Source organism: Chryseobacterium subflavum (assembly GCF_055762745.1).
On the sequence record NZ_JBVTMR010000002.1, the window covers coordinates 646,257 to 665,101 of the forward strand.

The 18,845-nt window shown below is 36.2% G+C and carries 19 protein-coding genes; 8 read left to right on the forward strand and 11 right to left on the reverse strand.

Annotated elements, in window-relative coordinates:
• Positions 1-13: 13 nt before the first annotated feature.
• Together AC0INN_RS12280 and AC0INN_RS12285 are read left to right on the forward strand one after the other, a co-directional pair.
• Positions 14-886, forward strand: coding sequence for a phosphatidate cytidylyltransferase (locus AC0INN_RS12280; RefSeq protein WP_273650433.1), 873 nt, complete (start codon positions 14-16; stop codon positions 884-886).
• A gap of 4 nt (positions 887-890) precedes the next feature.
• Entirely contained in the window at positions 891-1,544 is a 654-nt protein-coding gene (locus tag AC0INN_RS12285) for a phosphatidylserine decarboxylase family protein (RefSeq protein ID WP_172282211.1), read from the forward strand.
• A gap of 57 nt (positions 1,545-1,601) precedes the next feature.
• Here the strand turns inward: AC0INN_RS12285 and AC0INN_RS12290 are convergent, their stop codons facing one another.
• The 4 genes from AC0INN_RS12290 to AC0INN_RS12305 all read right to left on the reverse strand — a co-directional run bounded on the left by AC0INN_RS12290 (position 1,602) and on the right by AC0INN_RS12305 (position 5,350).
• On the reverse strand, positions 1,602-1,952 hold the full coding sequence (locus AC0INN_RS12290) for a DUF1801 domain-containing protein (protein ID WP_172282213.1): 351 nt from the start codon (positions 1,950-1,952) through the stop codon (positions 1,602-1,604).
• A gap of 22 nt (positions 1,953-1,974) precedes the next feature.
• On the reverse strand, positions 1,975-3,813 hold the full coding sequence (locus AC0INN_RS12295; protein ID WP_172282215.1) for an ABC transporter ATP-binding protein: 1,839 nt from the start codon (positions 3,811-3,813) through the stop codon (positions 1,975-1,977).
• A 52-nt stretch (positions 3,814-3,865) separates the two neighbouring features.
• Positions 3,866-4,789 carry a M28 family peptidase gene (locus AC0INN_RS12300; RefSeq protein ID WP_273650434.1) on the reverse strand — a complete coding sequence of 308 codons (924 nt, stop codon included), beginning with the start codon at positions 4,787-4,789 and terminating at the stop codon, positions 3,866-3,868.
• A 171-nt stretch (positions 4,790-4,960) separates the two neighbouring features.
• Positions 4,961-5,350, reverse strand: a complete 390-nt coding sequence (locus AC0INN_RS12305) for a DUF4293 family protein (RefSeq protein WP_273650435.1) — start codon at positions 5,348-5,350, stop codon at positions 4,961-4,963.
• A 143-nt stretch (positions 5,351-5,493) separates the two neighbouring features.
• On the opposite strand from AC0INN_RS12305, the gene rho reads away from it, so the two are divergent.
• Together rho and AC0INN_RS12315 are read left to right on the forward strand one after the other, a co-directional pair.
• Positions 5,494-7,305, forward strand: coding sequence for a transcription termination factor Rho (rho, locus tag AC0INN_RS12310; RefSeq protein WP_273650436.1), 1,812 nt, complete (start codon positions 5,494-5,496; stop codon positions 7,303-7,305).
• A 176-nt stretch (positions 7,306-7,481) separates the two neighbouring features.
• Positions 7,482-8,078: a superoxide dismutase gene (locus AC0INN_RS12315; RefSeq protein ID WP_194304258.1), complete on the forward strand. Its 597-nt coding sequence runs from the start codon at positions 7,482-7,484 to the stop codon at positions 8,076-8,078.
• Positions 8,079-8,135: 57 nt separating this feature from the next.
• Here the strand turns inward: AC0INN_RS12315 and AC0INN_RS12320 are convergent, their stop codons facing one another.
• Both AC0INN_RS12320 and AC0INN_RS12325 read right to left on the reverse strand, forming a co-directional pair.
• Positions 8,136-8,558: a DUF6146 family protein gene (locus AC0INN_RS12320; RefSeq protein WP_273650437.1), complete on the reverse strand. Its 423-nt coding sequence runs from the start codon at positions 8,556-8,558 to the stop codon at positions 8,136-8,138.
• 30 nt (positions 8,559-8,588) lie between these two features.
• The gene (locus AC0INN_RS12325) at positions 8,589-9,776 is read right to left on the reverse strand and encodes an endonuclease/exonuclease/phosphatase family protein (RefSeq protein WP_273650438.1); all 1,188 of its coding nucleotides are present in this window, start codon (positions 9,774-9,776) and stop codon (positions 8,589-8,591) included.
• Between the two features lie 233 nt (positions 9,777-10,009).
• On the opposite strand from AC0INN_RS12325, the gene AC0INN_RS12330 reads away from it, so the two are divergent.
• Together AC0INN_RS12330 and AC0INN_RS12335 are read left to right on the forward strand one after the other, a co-directional pair.
• Entirely contained in the window at positions 10,010-12,880 is a 2,871-nt protein-coding gene (locus tag AC0INN_RS12330) for a carboxypeptidase-like regulatory domain-containing protein (protein WP_273650439.1), read from the forward strand.
• Positions 12,881-12,911: 31 nt separating this feature from the next.
• Positions 12,912-14,219 (forward strand): M949_1556 family lipoprotein, encoded by a 1,308-nt coding sequence (locus AC0INN_RS12335; protein WP_273650440.1) that lies wholly within the window; start codon positions 12,912-12,914, stop codon positions 14,217-14,219.
• Between the two features lie 65 nt (positions 14,220-14,284).
• Here AC0INN_RS12335 and AC0INN_RS12340 read toward each other — a convergent pair whose 3' ends face one another.
• The 5 genes from AC0INN_RS12340 to AC0INN_RS12360 form a co-directional block, all read right to left on the reverse strand.
• Positions 14,285-14,755 (reverse strand): DUF6702 family protein, encoded by a 471-nt coding sequence (locus AC0INN_RS12340; RefSeq protein WP_228457017.1) that lies wholly within the window; start codon positions 14,753-14,755, stop codon positions 14,285-14,287.
• Positions 14,756-14,813: 58 nt separating this feature from the next.
• Positions 14,814-15,566 carry an LOG family protein gene (locus tag AC0INN_RS12345; RefSeq protein ID WP_373428014.1) on the reverse strand — a complete coding sequence of 251 codons (753 nt, stop codon included), beginning with the start codon at positions 15,564-15,566 and terminating at the stop codon, positions 14,814-14,816.
• A gap of 7 nt (positions 15,567-15,573) precedes the next feature.
• Entirely contained in the window at positions 15,574-16,287 is a 714-nt protein-coding gene (locus AC0INN_RS12350; RefSeq protein WP_172282233.1) for a nucleotidyltransferase family protein, read from the reverse strand.
• Between the two features lie 75 nt (positions 16,288-16,362).
• On the reverse strand, positions 16,363-16,770 hold the full coding sequence (locus AC0INN_RS12355; RefSeq protein ID WP_172282234.1) for a RapZ C-terminal domain-containing protein: 408 nt from the start codon (positions 16,768-16,770) through the stop codon (positions 16,363-16,365).
• A gap of 53 nt (positions 16,771-16,823) precedes the next feature.
• Positions 16,824-17,843, reverse strand: a complete 1,020-nt coding sequence (locus tag AC0INN_RS12360) for an aminoglycoside phosphotransferase family protein (protein WP_172282236.1) — start codon at positions 17,841-17,843, stop codon at positions 16,824-16,826.
• A 50-nt stretch (positions 17,844-17,893) separates the two neighbouring features.
• Here AC0INN_RS12360 and xrtF point away from each other — a divergent pair, with 50 nt between their 5' ends.
• Together xrtF and AC0INN_RS12370 are read left to right on the forward strand one after the other, a co-directional pair.
• Positions 17,894-18,424, forward strand: a complete 531-nt coding sequence (gene xrtF, locus AC0INN_RS12365) for an exosortase family protein XrtF (protein WP_273650441.1) — start codon at positions 17,894-17,896, stop codon at positions 18,422-18,424.
• Positions 18,411-18,845 carry an exosortase F system-associated membrane protein gene (locus tag AC0INN_RS12370; RefSeq protein WP_273650442.1) on the forward strand — a complete coding sequence of 145 codons (435 nt, stop codon included), beginning with the start codon at positions 18,411-18,413 and terminating at the stop codon, positions 18,843-18,845. Before xrtF ends, AC0INN_RS12370 begins: the two co-directional genes overlap by 14 nt.

Genomic DNA, 18,845 nt, shown 5'->3' on the forward strand with positions numbered 1-18,845 from the left:
TAAATTATACATTTTGGACAAAAATCTCATTCAAAGAACCATTTCAGGGATTGTGTACGTTGCGGTTATTATCCTTTGTGCAACTCCACTCGGAGCCCAACTGATCAATACCATATCTCCGGACCTCGTTAAACAGCAATACCTGTACTACGGTTTAATAACATTTTTAATGCTGGTGGGTTCATGGGAGTGTGTGAAGATCATGAAGTTTGGAAAAGGATATGAAAAGTGGGTTGTTTTTCCCGTTATTGCGGTTATCTTTTACATGTTTTCCAAAAGATACTTCTATCATGATTTCTTTTTTGATTTCAGGCTAAGCGAAATATTGGCATTATCATTAATAGGGATAGCTGTAGTTACTCTATTTAAGTATCCTACAGAATTATACTACGATAGCGGGAAACTGATTTTTACGGTCATTTATGTTGCACTGCCTTTTAGCTTTGCTCTGGGACTTCCAAAATATTCTAATTTTGATAATTCGTTTTCTTTAGAAGTGTTGTTCCTGTTTATTCTGATCTGGAGCAGTGATACATTTGCCTATCTTACGGGAAAATTTTTTGGAAAACATAAAATGGCACCCAAGATATCTCCTAAAAAAACCTGGGAAGGTTATGCGGGAGGTGTTATTCTCACATTAGTATTGTCTTACTTTATTGAAAAATATCAACACGATCTGCGTGGAAACTGGATCGTTGTAGGTTTTCTCGTCGCTTCATTTGCTCCGCTTGGGGATCTGGTAGAAAGCCAGCTTAAAAGAAGTTTTGGCGTTAAGGACAGCGGAAACATTATTCCGGGGCACGGAGGTGTATTAGATAGACTGGATAGTTTTATAATCTGCGTTCCTGTTGTATATTTGTACTTTATTTTAGAAAAATTTATTTAAACTCATGAAATTACATAGAGAATCGAAAGGAACGATCACTGTAGCAACCATCCTTTTCATCATTATTGGTGTTGCAGCAATTTATTTTCTTAAAATGTGGTCGCTTTTGATCATTATGCCTTTATTGGTTGTGTACAGCCTTATATTTTGGTTTTTCAGAGTTCCCAACCGGGAAATTCTTGATCATAAAGAGAATGTGATTGCACCGGTAGATGGGAAAGTGGTTATGATTAAAGAAGTTGAAGAAACGGAATTTTTGAAAGGGAAGGCAATACAGGTTTCTATCTTCATGTCACCCCTGAATGTGCATATTTGCAGATATCCCGTTTCCGGAGAGGTGATCTATAAAAAATACCATCCTGGAAAATATTTGGTAGCATGGCACGAAAAGTCTTCTACTGAAAATGAAAGAACAACTGTGGCGATAGAAAGTTTAACGAATCACAAAGTTGTTTTCAGGCAGATTGCGGGTTATGTAGCCAGAAGGATTGTTTTCTATTGTAATGAAGGAGATCAGGCAAAAGCAGGGCACGAATTTGGATTTATAAAATTCGGTTCAAGAATGGATGTTTTCTTACCATTGGACACGGAGATTATTTGTAAAATCGGAGATATCACAAAAGGAGGGTTGGATATCATTGCTAAAATGAAAGAGTAATTTCAATCAGAAAAATATAAAAGCAGTTTCAGGAGAAGCTGCTTTTTTTGTTTAAGGTTAAACCTTAATAAATTTTTTCACCTCGTTTACAAGCTCTAAAATAAGCTGTATGGGTAAATCCTTATCCATGTCAATTAAAAGGATTTTAAACTTCTTTCTGCCTTCCTGGAGCAATTCCGGAGCATTCAGTCTGTCTCCATGATAAAAGCTTACATAATGTTTCTTATATTTTTTGCTGTAATACAAATAGCAAAGCATCTTCTTTTTGTATTTAAAAAAGGGCAATCCAAAGCTTAGTGTCTCTGTTATGTTATCCGGATCAGATTCCAGGATCTTTTTCCGCAAAAACAAAAGAGTACTTCTATCAGGTTCTTCAATTCTGTAGAAATACTCTTGTATGGGGTTCATTTTAAATTTAATTTAAAAAGGTTTAATCAAAATTCTGGAGTTCAACCAATTTGTGGTAAACACCTCTTTTCGCGATCAGGTCGTGGTGGCTTCCCTGTTCTACGATATCCCCTTTTTCCATCACTACGATCCAGTCTGCTTTTTGTATTGTCGAAAGCCTGTGGGCAATAACCAAAGAGGTCCTGTTTTCCATCATTTTCTCGAGAGCATCCTGTACAAACTTTTCAGATTCTGTATCTAATGCTGAAGTTGCTTCATCAAGGATCATAATCGGTGGGTTCTTAAGAACTGCTCTTGCAATAGAAACCCTTTGTTTCTGCCCTCCGGATAATTTACCACCATCATCTCCGATATTGGTGTCATAACCTTTTGGAAGCTGTGTAATAAAAGTATCTGCATTGGCCACTTTAGCAGCTGCGATAACCTCTTCTTTGGTAGCATCAGGTTTACCCATTAAGATGTTGTTATAAACAGAATCATTGAAAAGAACGGATTCCTGGGTTACCATTCCTAATAGCTTTCTGTACTCCTGTAGCTTCAGGTGTTTGATATCAACATTGTCAATTAAAATTTCACCTTCGGAAACATCATAGAAACGGGCAAGCAGGTTGGCTATTGTTGTCTTCCCGCTTCCGCTCTGGCCAACTAACGCTACTGTTTTTCCCTTTGGAATCGTTAAATTAAAGTTTTTAAGAATTACATTATCCTTATCATAATAGAATCCGATATTCCTGAATTCAATATTGTTTTCAAGTGTTGTAATAGAAACCGGTGCCGCAATTTCTTCGATTTTAACATCTGCATCCAGAATTTCCAATACCCTTTTCAGAGAAGCTTCTCCCTTCTGAACATTGGAAATCGAAGTAGATAAACTTTTTGCCGGAGGTAAAATCTGGAAAAACATCCCTAAAAATACAAGGAAATCTGCAGGGGAAATACTTTGATCAACGATGATTTGCTTTCCTCCATACCAAGCAATGATCAAAAATGTAATAGAGCCCAGGAATTCACTCATTGGCGAAGCCAATTCTTTTTTTCGTCCTAAACTTATAGAGCTGGAAATCCATTTGTGCATCGATTGCATAAATCGGTTATCCATTATTTTTTCAGCATTAAAGATTTTAATAACCTTTGATGATTTAAGGGTCTCATCCACGATAGAGAATATATTTCCTAATTCATGCTGAGCCTCATGAGAGTCTTTTTTAAGGCTTTTTCCGATTAAAGCGATCATCGTTCCCATTACCGGTAAAATAAGTAGTGAAAAAAGTGTCATTTCAGGGCTTAAAAAGAAAAGGGTGATCAAAGTACTGATCAGCATAAACGGTGCATTGATCAGGTCAATTAAACTACCTAAGATATTACCTTCCACTTCACCGACATCATTGGACATACGGGACATCAGATCACCTTTTCTGCTTTCGGTAAAGAATGACACAGGCAATGAAAGTATTTTGCGGTACATCGCACCACGGAGATCCTTGGTAACTCCCACCCGGTAATTAATTAAAAGAAAAGATCCGAAATAACGGAACGCATTTCTTAAGAGAAACATAAAAGCAGTGACAACGCAAAGCCATGCAAGTACTTTTAGCGAACCATACTCAGTAACAAGGCTTTGTACATAATAATTGGAATAGTCTTTTATGTAGGAAAAGAAATCAATAACATCTCCTGAATACACAGGTGCAGATTCATATTTCTGCGGTTTTATTGTTCCGAAAAGCATTCCCAGGACCGGAAGGATAGTTCCTAAGGAAGCTATCTGAAACACAGAATACAGGATATTGAAAAACAAACTTCCGTATATGTATTTCTGGTGAGGCCGTGCGAATTTTAATATTTTTTTATATTCGTTCATTAATGAAAAATTGGAAAGGCAAAATTAGGTATTTTTAAAAGAGTAGACGATCTTAATTGAATTTTACTTTATCGTTATATTTTGGTGTAAAATTCTTTGGTCCTAATTTCTCAAAAGTTTTCCCAAGGTTATTGATGATTTGGGTCAGGTTATTGAAATCTACAACGGATACATCGTCGCTTTCATTGTGATAATGTGTTGCTTTGGTCATGTCAACTGTAGAGAACGAGTGTGCAATGATTTTCTTTTTAACAAAGCTTACGTTATCGGATCTGTAGAATAACTGTTGTGTGGCATATGGATCAGGATATATTTTCAAGCCGTTTGCTGCATGTTGATTAAACAATTCATCAAGATCAGAAAATTCATCACCTGTCATGAAGAGGGCATTTTTCCCGAATTGTGATTCCGTAGCTACCATTTCAAAATTAAAGAGAGCAGACATGTTATTATAAATAGGATCAAGATCCTTGTTAGTTGAAATCGCCCTTGAACCTAACATTCCTTTCTCTTCTCCGTTAAAAGCAATAAATGCCATTGAAAATTCAGGAGTTTTATTTTTGAAATAATCTGCGATTCCTACAAGAGTGGTAATTCCGCTTGCATCGTCGTCTGCCCCATTGTAGATGTTATCACCACTTTTTTTACTGGTGCCGATATGATCGAAATGTCCTGAAAAGCCTAAATACTTGTCGCTTTTTCCTTTTTTGATACCACAAACGTTATAAGCGGTTTTCCCTTTATAATCAAAAGGGACAAGGTAAGAGTTCCCGGTGCAGTATTCTAAGTTGTTTTCTTTAAAAAGTTTGGCAATATATTGGGCGGCATTGTCGTTTTCCGGGGTCCCAATTTCCCGGCCCTTCATTTCATCAGATGCCAGTGTGGAAAGAACAGTTGTTACTGTACTTTTCTGAACTTCCTGGGCAAAGGTAATTACTGAGAAAAACGAGAATGCGAGATAAGTTAATTTTTTCATTGGAGTCCTGTTATATAAGTATGTGTCGTTGAAACATAGAAAATGTTGCATTGATTTTAAAAAAATATGGAGAGGTAAGAAGGAAATACAGAAATTGAAAACTTAATCTTGGTCTAAAAGAAAAAAACAGCTTCAAAAGAAGCTGTTCTTACTCAAAAAATCGTTGTAAGGTTATCGAAGTCTGTCTACAGATTTTACGAGCCTCTCATCTTTACGGATATATATGTTTGCAATAAACAAACAGATAATCGCGATTAATGGAAAAACAGGCTCAATACCCTTCTCAGGAAATTGAATTCCTCCGGATAAATTTAGTAGCCAATAAGCCAATACACCAATCAACAAAGCGTTTATAATGATGCTGATTGTATTCAGCAAAATTTGTCTTTTTCTGTTTTTAAAGCTGAATACACTTAGTAATCCAACTAAAACAAGTACAATACATGCACTGTCTACTACAGGAATGTTACCAAAAACAGCAACATCTTGTCCTGTGATGAAAAGAAAAACAGCAGCTAAAACTGCCAGAAAAATCCATATAGTTTGTATTCTTTGTAGCATTGAATATTAAATTCTTGGCAAAAATAACATAAATTTTGCACAATTCAAAAATAAGTGTAGATTTGCATTATACAATGTACTTGAAAACAAAAGTCACCGGACTTACTTTTCTTACTCACAATTAATTACATTTTTACATACATATGTTTAACATTGAAACGTTAAGGTCAAAATCCGTAACGGAATTGACTAAAATCTTAAAGGATTTAGGCGTTAAGGTTGCAAGAAACAGCTCTGAAAACGATAAAATTTTTGCTGTTCTTGATTTTCAAGCTTCTAACCCTAAAGTTACAAAAGATTATTTCAACACCACAGAGAACAGTATGAATACTGAAGACAAAACGGTGGAAAAAGAAACTAAAGCTCCTGCCAAGAAAGCCGCCCCAAAGAGGACGGCAAAACCTAAAACGGAGGCAAAGGTTCCAACGCCATCAGAGACAGCAACAAAGGTTGAAGAAAAAACAGAAGAAAAAGAAACTGTCACTGAAACTCCAAAGCAGGAAGAAGTTACTTCAACTACAGAAGAAAATACTGCTTCACAGCAGCCACAAGCAAAGAAAAAAAGGAAAAGAGTTACTCCAAATACCAATACCACTGAAGCTTCTGCTCAGGAAAGGACGGAAGTACAAAAAAACACAGATACTCAGGAATCTGCTCCGGCAGAAGAAAAGCAAAGTAATCCCCAAGCTCAGGCCAGACCTCAGAAAGGCCAGAACCATCCACAAAACGGTGGAAACTCTCACAAAAATCAGAACCAGAACCAAAATAACCATAATCAGAATCAAAACAGACATTCTGATAAGCAGGAAGAGCAACACGAATCTAAAAAAGAATTCCATTTTGATGGAATGGTAAGTATAGAAGGTGTGTTAGAAATTTTACCTGATAATTATGGGTTTTTACGTTCTTCAGATTTTAGTTATATTTCTTCTCCGGATGATGTATATGTATCTACTGCACAGATCAGAAATTTCGGATTAAAAACCGGAGATACAGTAAAAGGTATCGTAAGGCTTCCAAAAGAAGGTGAGAAATACTTTTCCTTATTAAAACCTACGGAGGTGAATGGCCGTGATCTGGCATTTATCAAAGATCGGGTAGCATTTGAATACCTTACACCTCTTTTCCCGGAAGAAAAATTTAACCTTACAGGAAACAATTCAACCATTTCTACGAGAATCGTAGATCTGTTTGCTCCAATCGGAAAGGGGCAAAGAGCAATGATCGTTGCGCAGCCTAAAACAGGTAAGACCATGTTGCTTAAGGACATTGCGAATTCTATCGCAGCTAATCATCCTGAAGTTTATATGATGGTTCTTCTTATCGATGAACGTCCTGAGGAAGTTACAGATATGGAAAGAAGTGTAAATGCAGAGGTAATTGCTTCTACATTTGATGAAGCAGCAGAAAAGCACGTTAAGGTTGCTAATCTTGTATTGGCAAAGGCTCAGAGAATGGTTGAGTGCGGCCATGATGTTGTTATTTTATTAGATTCCATTACCAGATTGGCAAGAGCATACAATACGGTAACGCCGGCTTCTGGAAAGGTTCTTTCCGGAGGGGTTGATGCTAATGCTTTGCATAAGCCGAAGAGATTCTTCGGAGCAGCCAGAAAAATTGAAGGCGGTGGTTCCCTGACAATTATCGCTACAGCATTGATTGACACAGGTTCTAAAATGGACGAGGTTATCTTTGAAGAATTCAAAGGTACAGGTAATATGGAGCTTCAGTTGGATAGAAAAATTGCCAACAGAAGAATTTATCCTGCTATTGACCTTGTTTCTTCCAGTACAAGACGGGACGATCTTCTTCTGGATGAAGTAACTTCTCAGAGAATGTGGATCTTTAGAAAATATCTTTCTGAAATGAATCCTGTGGAAGCCATGGAATTTGTTAATAAAAATATCAAAGGAACTCTTAATAACGAAGAATTCCTGATGTCTATGAATAGATAGATTAATTTAATATTGTTAAATAAAAAGCACAGGTTTTCATAATCTGTGCTTTTTACTTTTAAACAGGATGTGGAATATAATATATCAATGTTAAAGATTTATTAAAATAATACGCTATTTTTGATAATCGGTCAATTATTGGCTAACTTTGAAATATAACATTAAAAAATAAAATTATGTCATTTGAATTACCAAAACTAGGATACGCGTACGATGCATTAGAACCAACTATTGATGCGAAAACAATGGAAATTCACTATACAAAGCATCACCAGGCTTATATAGATAATTTGAATAAAGCAATCGAGGGTACGGACCTGGCTGGAAAAACAATAGAAGAAATCTGCAAAACAGGAACAGATAAGCCTGCAGTAAGAAATAACGGAGGAGGACACTTTAACCATTCTTTATTCTGGGAAATTTTAACTCCGGGAGGAAGCAAAGAACCTGTAGGAAATGTAAAGGCTGCTATTGAAAACTATGGTGGTTTTGATAAATTTAAAACAGATTTCTCTGAGGCTGCTAAAACAAGATTTGGTTCAGGATGGGCATGGCTGATTAAAAATGCAGACGGTTCAGTTTCCGTATCTTCTACTCCTAATCAGGACAATCCATTAATGCCTGTGGCAGATGTTAAGGGAACTCCGGTTTTAGGATTAGACGTTTGGGAACATGCTTATTACCTAAACTATCAAAACAGAAGACCTGACTACGTTACAGCGTTTTTCGATGTAGTAAACTGGGATAAAGTAGAGGAATTATTCAACAAATAGTTTATCGTTTCCAATAAAAATAAAAAAAAGGATCAGAAATTTCTGATCCTTTTTTTATTAATATCTTGTGACATCACTACCGCTCAAACCGTTCATTCGTAAACCGTATTTCCAATTGACGTAAGCGAAAACCTGGTAAAGTTTGTATTCAAACTTTAATCCGTAATTTTCTTTTGGATCATAGCTGATCGACGATTCGATTACATTCCTATATCTTCCTGTATTATAATAGGAATTCCATTCACTGACCAGAATTATATTTCTTGATTTTAAGTAAGACTCTGTGTATTGGTTCATCGGTTTTGCAACCGCATTTAAAAAATAATCATATTGAGTATCCAATACAGTGATATCCCACTCTCCATCGTCATTTTTGGCCGGTTTTATCTCAGATTTCTCTTTGTCCGATTTAGGTTTGTCCTGAGACAAACAGCTAAAAGGCAGACAAAACATGCATACTATTAAAATCAGATTTTTCATACTTATAAAGTTACGCAAAAAGTACTTTAGTTAGGGTTCCTTCTGAAGAATGACAAATGCTGGAAAATGGTCGCTATATCCTCCGGTAAACTGATCCCCATTCCAGGACCTGAAAGGATAACCTTTATAGTTTCCTTCTTTATTGACGAGATATGCGGGAGCATAAATTTCAGCCCTGTAAACAGAGTACTCTTTTGTTACCTGATCGGAAATAAGGTTTTTGGAGACAATGATCTGATCGAATAGGTTAGGTGCATCCTGATACGCCAGAGAAGCAACTCCTTTTTTGTATAGAGGATACATCAGATTCAGATAGGGGGTGTTGTCATTAAGATCTTTTGAATTGCCTACAGCTTTTAAGTGATTCTTTAAACTGGAACTTACCGGGTCGTCATTAAAATCTCCCATTGCAAATAGCTTAGTAGAAGGATCTGCTGCCCGTACACTGTCCATTTGTTGTTTCAGAAGTACTGCTGCGGCATTTCTCTTAGGTAATGAGACCGCTTCTCCTCCTCTTCGGGAAGGCCAGTGATTCATAAAGAAAGCTACTTTTTCATTGTCTAAAAAACCTGTTACCACCAGGATGTCTCTTGTATATTCTCTTTTTCCGGTCTCATTGAAAATTTTTAATTCCTTTTTTAAAGAGTTCGTAACCGTAAATCTTCTCTTCTGATAGATCAATGCAACATCAATTCCCCTGTAATCGTAAGAATTATAATGAATGATCCCATAATCATATTTAGCTAAAGCGGGTTCTTTGATAAGGTCCTGAATTACCTGCCTGTTTTCCACTTCTATAAGACCAACAACTGCGGGAGCTGTTTTTGTATACTGAGACCCAAGCTCAGAAATGACCTTTGCTTCATTGGCAAGTTTGGTTTTATAAACTTTAGTATTATAGTTTTTAGAGCTTTTGGGGGTGAATTCTTCATATCCGCTTTGATATCTCACTGTTTTTTTCCCTTTTAACAAGCCATCACTCCATGTACCATCATACTTTTCAGCCTCCAGGAATCTGATTGAATCTAATGGGATACTCCGATGAAATGCAGGATTGTTTATTGCTTTAGTGCCATCAATATAATCAGCTGAAGGTATAGTATCAAATAAATTTTCCACATTCAAAAAACCTACTGCCGCTACCTTTCTTAGCTGGCCTTGCTGGGCAAAGGTAAACATTGAAAAAAGGAACATAAAAAGGCTTAAATTTTTTCTCATTTTGCGTCAAGATTAATAAGTAGACAATTGATTTATAACTCATTTCATCTTTAAATATAAGTAAATTTAAAATAATTGAACGGAGCGTTTAGCCGGATGCATTACAAAGCCGTAATATTAAGATAACATAATTTTAAAAGTATTTCAGATTATAAAAATTTGTTAAATTTATATTTCCCTACTTTTTTAACGCGTTGAAAACTAAGGGAAAACTATTAAAAATACATTTGCTTATGATTAAAAAATTATCATTAGTCTCTTTGTTTACTTTACTTCCGGCTTCTTATTATTTCGCGCAGACAACTGTGTTTGCTTATTTAAAAGATGCAGATGGAAAACCTATTGAAAGGGCAGAAGTAGATTTAAAAGGGAATGAAAATGATGTTACGGCAGACAAGATTGGCTACTTTCAATTTGTCGATTTGCAGCCCGGACATTACCAGATTGTTATTACAAAATCGAATTACGAAACCAAAGTTATGGAGTTCGATGTGACTCATGATGAAAAGAGGAAAGATTTGGGCATTATTACCCTGTATTCTAATTTAACTAATGTTGATCAGGGATTGGCTATCATAGACAGTGATAATGACGACGACGGTAGCGGCAGCCAGACCTCCACGGTTGGACTTCTTCAATCATCCCAGGATGTATTCAGCAGAATTGCAGCGTTTGATTTAGGTTTTTACTGGTTTCGGCCCAGAGGAATTGACGGACGAATGGGAGAAACTATGTTAAACGGAGTTTCTATGATCAAGTCTGATAACGGAAACGTAGATTTTGGAAATTGGGGAGGACTTAATGAAGTGACGAGATACCCTGAAATTTCTGCGAACCATTCCCCATCAGAATACGCGTTTGGGGGAAATAGTTCGGTCATTTACAAAAGTACCAAGGCTAGTGAATACAGGAAAGGGTTTCAGTTTACGCAATCTCTTACCAATAGAAACTACAGAAACAGGACCTCCCTACGCTATAGCTCCGGGATGAATAAAAACGGGTGGGCATTTACAGTAATGGGAGCAAGGAGATGGGCGGAAGAGGGAATTCAGGAAGGAACATTTTACGATGCATATGGAGCTTATTTGGGTATTGAAAAGAAATTCAATGACAAGCATAGTATGACCTTCAATTTTATTGGAGCTCCTTATAGAAGATCGACAGCAAGCCCAAGTACTCAGGAAGTATATGATTACAGAGGAGTACATTATAATTCCTATTGGGGATATCAGGACGGTAAACAAAGAAGTGAAAGAGTTAGAAAGGGTTTTCAGCCGATATTCCAAATCCAGGATTTTTGGAAAATTGACAAGAAATCAAGTCTCTGGACTTCTGTCTCGTATCAGTTTGGAAAGGATAGAGGCTCGCGCTTAGACTGGCAGAAAGTACAAAATCCGTCACCTACATACTACAGGAATTTGCCAAGTTATTATGATTCCTTAGACCCTAATGCATCGGTCGCTGTAGGACCTGGTGGAACGATGACGACTGCCCAGGACGCATATCAGACATCTCTGGCAGCCTGGACTTCCGGAGATCCGGGAAGTACTCAGCTTAATTGGGATGCTCTTTACAAAAGGAATGGGCAACAGGCGGCAGGAACGTATTACGGGCAGACGGGACGAAGGGCTTTATATTATCTGGTTGATGATGTAAATAATGATAAGATTTTTAATGCAGCAACACACTTTATCCACAATTTTAATGATACAAATAAGTTCCTATTGAATGTATCATATCAAAATTATAAATCAGAACAATATAGGGAAGTCAAGGATCTTTTAGGTGCTGATTTTGTTTTAAACCGGGATCCGTTTGCGGCAACCAATCAACCGGGAAAATCAGGATTGTTTAATGATGGGGAAGAGAATGTAACGAAAAAGGTCGGAGACAGAATGACTTACGATTATATTTTCAGAAGACAGGAAGTTAAGGTGAATCCGGGACTAAAATTTGCAACCGGAAAATTTGATGTATTTGTTTCTGCTCTTGCAGGCTACTCAACATCCAGCAGGGAAGGATTATTCAATCATTATTTGTATAAAGACTCTAAAGGGAAAGGACAGGACTACAATTACTGGAATTATGGACTGAAAGGTCAGGTAGTTTACAAACTGAATGGCAGGAACTTTTTGGTATACAATGGAGCATATTATTCGCAGGCTCCTTATCTGGAAGATCTCTTTATCAATCCCAGAGTAAACGGATCTGTAGCACCTAATATTCAGAATATGGTAATCAGTGCCAATGATATCAGCTATGTTATTTCTTCACCGTTTCTTAAGTTGAGGTTAACGGGATACTTGGTGAACACAAGCAATGAAACCACCGTGCAAAGGTTTTTTGCTGATGGTATTCAGTTAAGTAATTCTGATGACCAGGGAAATGAAACTATTGTACAAAGTGCATTTGTAACGCAGGTAATGACCGACGTTAAAAGAAGAAATATGGGGGCAGAGCTGGGGTTAGACGTAAAGATTATTCCTACATTATCACTACAGGGGTTAGTAAGCCTTGGACAGTTTACCTATGAGAATGATCCTGTTACCTATTTTGCTTCCGACGCTTCAGGTATTTTTTCTAATGGACTTTCTTATATAAATTTAGGAAAGGCTTACATTAAAAATTATCGTCAGGGAGGGACTCCACAGCAGGCTTACTCTTTGGGGTTCAGATATAATTCTCCCAAATACTGGTGGTTCGGTGCCAACTGGAATTATTTTGATGATAATTATTTGGATCCATCCGCTCTGATAAGGACAGAATCATTTGTTCAGAATAATGTTTCTTCAACTCCTTATATTAATCTTAGCGAATCTGAACTGAGAAGAGTGTTGCAACCCAATAAGCTGCCTTCTTCATTTTTTATCAATGCTAATGCAGGAAAATCCTGGGTCATTGGTAAATATTACGTTTTGCTTTCAGCTTCGGTTAATAATATTTTGAACAATAAGAGGTATATCACCGGAGGCTTTGAGCAAACAAGAAATGCCAAATTCCCGGATTTTGTTCAGGATACAGACAGGGAGTTTACTTTATTTGGCCCAAAATACTGGTATACACAGGGAAGATCTTATTTCATTAATCTTCAGCTTAGATTTTAATTTCTATCATCCATTATTAAAAACAACAACAATGAATATAAAAAAATACTTTAGTATAGTAATGGGAGTGGTTTTGGCAGCTTCTGTTACATCTTGCGTGCAAAAAGATGATTGGGAAACTCCACCCGTTAAGTGCACGAATAAATTTCCAGCGGTTACGATGACTATGGCTGATTTTAAAGCCCAGGCTCCGTCGAGTGGTTATATTCTCATCAATACGGACCAGATTTTCGATGGTTATGTGGTATCTTCAGATGAAAACGGCAATTTCTATAAAACGATTTCTTTTCAGGATAAACCTGAAAATCCTACCGTGGGATTACAAATTGAAGTAGATAGAGCAAATAATTATGCTGATTTCCCTGTGGGAGCCCATATCAGAATTAATGCAAAAGGATTAAGACTTGGACTTGACAGAGGAGTTGTGAAGATAGGCTCCGTGGATAATACTTATGCTATAGGAAGAATCCCGGGACCTTTACTGAGCAGATATATGTCTGGGGTATGTAATGGAAACGGACTTGATATTGCTACGTTAAAGCCTCTTGAATTGGCGAATCTGAAGTTGGCCCAGGATGCTAATTATCTGAATATGCTGGTGAAGGTTCCGAATGTTCAGTTTTCTGCTTCTGAGATGGGTAAGAAATACATAGATTATGTAGGTGGTGCAGGAGTAGATACTGATAGAAGTATCGTGGATGTCTTTGGAAATGCAACGAATATTAGAAATTCAGGGTTTTTTACTTCTGGCTCTGCTTTGATTCCTGAAGGAAAAGGGGAACTGACATTTGTAGTAAGCCGCTACAATTCTTCATGGCAAATGCTGATCAGAAGTTTGAACGATGTACAATTTACGGGGAAAAGGTTTTTCTTTGAAGGTTTTGATGGAAGTCTGGATGATAATTGGTTTGCTGTTAGTATCACAGGAGCGCAGGTATGGAACATTCAACAGTTTGGAAATCCAAAACCATGTGTAGTGATGAATGGTTTTTCCGGAGGTAATAATGTTAATGAGGACTGGCTGATTTCTAAACCAATTTCTTTGCAGGGCTTTACTTCGGCAGCTTTATCTTTTGAAACTGACGCAAGATATAATGGTAACCCACTTGAAGTTTTTGTTACTGAAAACTACACCGGAAATCCATCGACAACAAACTGGGTGCCTTTATCTGCAATACTGGATACAAATGCGGCTGCGTTTAATACCTGGACTTATTCCGGAGATATTAATCTTAATGCCTATGTTAATAAGAGTATTTCAATTGCATTTAAATATACCTCCACAACATCGGCAGCTGCCACCTGGGAGTTAGACAATGTTAGAGTAGTGGGTAATTAAAAAACTACAATTTCCATAAAAAAGCCACTACATCTGTAGTGGCTTTCATAATTTAAATTAACTCTTTAAAAAGATACTTCGTTCACTTCTTTCCCTCGTTGGAAATTCATTACTTTCTGACTTCCTTTATACGAGATAGTAACAATGTTACTCTGTTTTGGAAAGGCGCTTAGAAGGATCGTGTTTTTTATTTTCAAGGTATTGATATCTGAAACACCTCCGGTTTCAAAATATACCCATACAGTTTCTCCGCTTACCTGACTTCCTGTAAATGTTATTGTTTTTGGAGAGCCGTTGACGTACACATCAAAATTATTATTGACATATTTTTTTACTTCTGCCTCAAAACCTGCTGTGTTCGGATTTATCTTAATAGCATCGGAAATATGACTCGTATTCATTTTCGTGGTGAACTTCAATGTTTTGCTTCCATCTATATAATCAACCTTAGTCATTGAAGAGAAAAAGTCTACATACATAAAACTCATTAACATAAAACATGTTAAAATTCCTGATATATATAAAAGTTTTTTCATCTTAATTAATAAATTTACAATCATAATTGTTCGTTATAAGTGACAAATAATATGCCAACTAGAAGTTCACGTTTACCGCATACTTGTCGTAAAATGCTTTAATGTGTGCTACAGCCTCATCCGCAGTATCTACCACTCTGTAAAGATCAAGATCGTCTTCAGCAATCATCCCTTCTTTTAGTAAAGTTGCCTTAAACCAATCTAACAGTCCACTCCAAAACTCAGACCCAACCAGAACAATAGGGAACTTTCCGATTTTGTTCGTCTGGATCAGCGTGATAGCTTCAGTAAGTTCATCCAGGGTACCAAATCCTCCTGGCATTACAACAAATCCCTGGGAGTATTTTACAAACATGACCTTCCTTACAAAGAAGTAGTCAAAATTCATCGAATAGGATTTGTTGATATAAGGGTTGAAATGCTGTTCAAAAGGAAGGTCTATATTTAAGCCGATAGATTTACCCTTAGCATTAAAGGCTCCTTTATTTCCTGCTTCCATAATTCCTGGACCTCCTCCTGTAATGATACCAAAACCTATTTTCGTTATTTTTTCTGCAATTTCTACGGCCATTTCGTAGTATTTGCTTTCGGGCTTTAATCTTGCAGACCCGAAAATGGAAACACAAGGGCCTATTTTAGCTAATTTTTCATAACCGTCTACGAATTCAGCCATTACTTTGAAAACCATCCAGCTATCCTTAGTAATGATTTCGTCCCAGGTTTTTTGTCTTAAACTGTTTTGTAGTTTTGTTTCATTAACATCAAATTCCGGATTTATTAAACTTTCGTCTCTGGTACCATCCATTTCCATTGCAAAATTATTTAAAATGTTTTTCGGCTTCTTTTACAGATTCTGGTCTTCCAACATCTATCAGCAGATTATTGTGTACAAATCCATGAATATGTTCGGTTTGCATTAAATCCAGATATTCTTCCATAACAGAAAATTTGCCTGTTCTTTTTATTTTTTCAAAGATAGAAGGGTTAATGCAATGTACACCGCTAAAAGCCAATGCTTTAAATCCTTTATTGAATTCTGCAAGCCTTTGTTCTCCGGTTTGTACGTTTAGCCAGCCTCTTAAAACCATTTCATCATTGAAAAGTAATTTTCTCGAGCTTTCCCTGTCCGAGACGGCTAAAGTAGCAAAATCTTTTATCTTTTTGTGATAACTTACAAGATCATTAATATTAATATCGGTAAGAATATCCGCATTCATGATTAAGAAATCTTCTCCATGATCAAGGAATCTTCTAGCAAAAATTAAACCACCTCCGGTTTCAAGCAATTCTTCACGCTCATCAGATATTTCAATATTGCAATTAAAGTTGTTATTTTCCTTTAAAAAATCAATGATCTGATTTCCAAAATGATGGATATTAATGACAAAATCATTAATTCCAAAACTTTTAAGATATTTGATATTCCGTTCCAGTAGTGGAACTCCATTTACTTTTGCCAAGGCTTTCGGATGATGGTCTGTAAAAGGCTTGAGGCGTGTTCCTTTACCGGCAGCGAAGATTAGAGCTTTCATTTGTTATAATGGGTAGATGATTATTAAAACATACACGGAGTACATTAATTATTTATATAATTGATCGTTTATCAATTATGAATTAAGATGATGTTGCTCATCATGATGTAAGCTTATTTCAGTTCCCTGAGGATATTTTTCTTTGATAAATTCGGCTATTTTTATTGCTGAATATACTGATCTGTGCTGTCCTCCGGTACACCCAAAATTAATTTGCAGATTTTCAAATCCCCGGGAAAGATAATTATCAATATTGATGGATATGATTCCTTTTACCAATTCCAGAAATCGTGGCATCTCGGTTTCATTTTCAAGGAACTCCTGGACTCCTTTGTCGCTTCCTGTCTGACTTTTATATTCCTCAATTCTTCCGGGATTAAGAATTCCTCTGCAATCAAAAGTAAAACCTCCACCATTACCGGTTTCGTCTTTGGGAATTCCTCCTTTCTTGTATGAAAAACTGTGGATGTCTATGTGTAACATAAGTATATATTTTTTATTTACCCTTTAAGATTTAGATGTGTTTTCTTAAGGCTTTACGGGTTTAAAATTGTGTTTATTTTTAAATGTACTTTCTCGTGATCTAATTGTTGTATTAATTTTTTGAGCTCAGGATATTCATTTATACCTTCCCAAGTTTCCGCGAAACGTATCACGTTTTCAATCCCCTGATTGATGCTTGATATAAAATGTGGCTTTCTTTGAATAAGACCTCTAAAACCGTATGCACCAAGAACCTGGAGAAATCTCATCATTTGAATAGGTTTTACCGAGTTTCTTAGTTGATGTTGTGTCTGCTCACTTTCAAATTGCTGAATATAAAATTCTAACATTTCATTTTTGAAATCTTCGGGAAAGTTTGCCTTAGCCTGAAAAAGAAAGGAAATAACATCATAGATAAGAGGGCCTTTCATTGCAGATTGATAATCAATGAAGGAAACATCGTTATTTTCGTTAACCATGATATTTCTTGCCTGAAAATCCCGTATCATTATTCCTTTTGGCTCAAGACTTTCAATAAGAGAGGCTATGGCTTTGAATTCTTTTAGTAGGGTTGACTTATGATATTCCAGCTCCAGGACATCGGCAATGAAATTCTTAAAATAATACAAATCGTGGATGACCGGAAGTTCGTCATAATTCTCATATTCAAATGTTTTGGTAAAATCTATTTCCCCACTTGTCCGTATTTGTAACTGAAAAAGCTTTTCTAAAGTCTGCCTGACCATGGCTTTTACTTTCACGGAAAGACCCTCTTTTGCAATAATTTCGGAGAGGGTGTGTTCTCCTAAAAATTCCTGAACATATGTTTTCCGGTCTTCGGAAATAATAAGAATAGCAGGAGTGTTGAGGTGTAAGTGAGAGAAAATATTTGAATAATAAAAAAAACTTTCATTTTCCTGAATATTTTCATTATAGGTAATAATATACTTTTTGTTATCTGCCTGCGCCAGAAAATTCACTCTCGCGGATCCGCTTTGAGCCAATGTGACGAACTCAGAAGATTTTTTACCTATATGGTTTTCAAAAAATCGTTGTGCGTTTTCAGAAGTCATAATATGGAAACAAATATACTAAATTAGAGTCTAATTTTTATCTTTGTATTATGCTAAAGGATTTTAAGCCGGTTTTAAGTATTCTGTTGAGGTTCATCATCATTTATGTGGTGTTGCTGTTGGCTTATCAGTTTTATCTGAACAGCTACAAGGAAACGGGGCTGGATCCTTTTTCAAGGATGATTGCTGAACAGGTGAGCTATATTCAGAATATTTTGAAATATCCTACACAGCTGTATAATGACGTTGAAAAAGAACAGGTCTGGTTTTATGTAAAGAATGTTTACGTTACACGAATGGTTGAAGGATGTAATGCAATTTCCGTAATAATTCTTTTCGTATCTTTTGTTTTTGCATTCTATAAAGGAGCTAAAACATTTATTTTTGTTTTGATCGGCCTTATGATACTTTATGTGATCAATGTTCTTAGGATCGTAGGAATTAATCTTTTGGTCAGTGATTACAAGCAGTATGAAAAGATGGCCCATGATTTTCTTTTTCCTGCTGTGATCTATGGAACGGTAGTTATCCTGTGGCTTGTTTGGATTAAATTTTTTGCTTTAAAGAATGAAAATACTTAACTGGGTTTTAGTGATACTTGGAGTTGCGGGACTTATGAGTGTACGGGTATTTGAAAATAAGATCTTTTATGATCCTTTTCTTGAGTATTTTCATAAAGCCGATAAGACTATTGCTTTTCCTGCTTTTGATTGGGGAAAGCTGATTCTTGGGCATTTCCTAAGATTTTTTCTGAATTTATTTTTTTCCTGCCTTATTATTCATTTTTTATTTAAAAATAAGACCTGGACCCTACAGGGTGGAGTATTGATTACTATAATTTTTCTTATTACTTTTCCCATCTATCTTTACTGTATTCACGACAGGTTTGAAGTGGGATATCTTTTTTCTTTCTATATGAGAAGGTTTGTGATCCAGCCTTTGATTATACTTCTTGTTGTTCCTATGTTTTATTACAGGCAACAATTATTAAAAAGAGCTTAG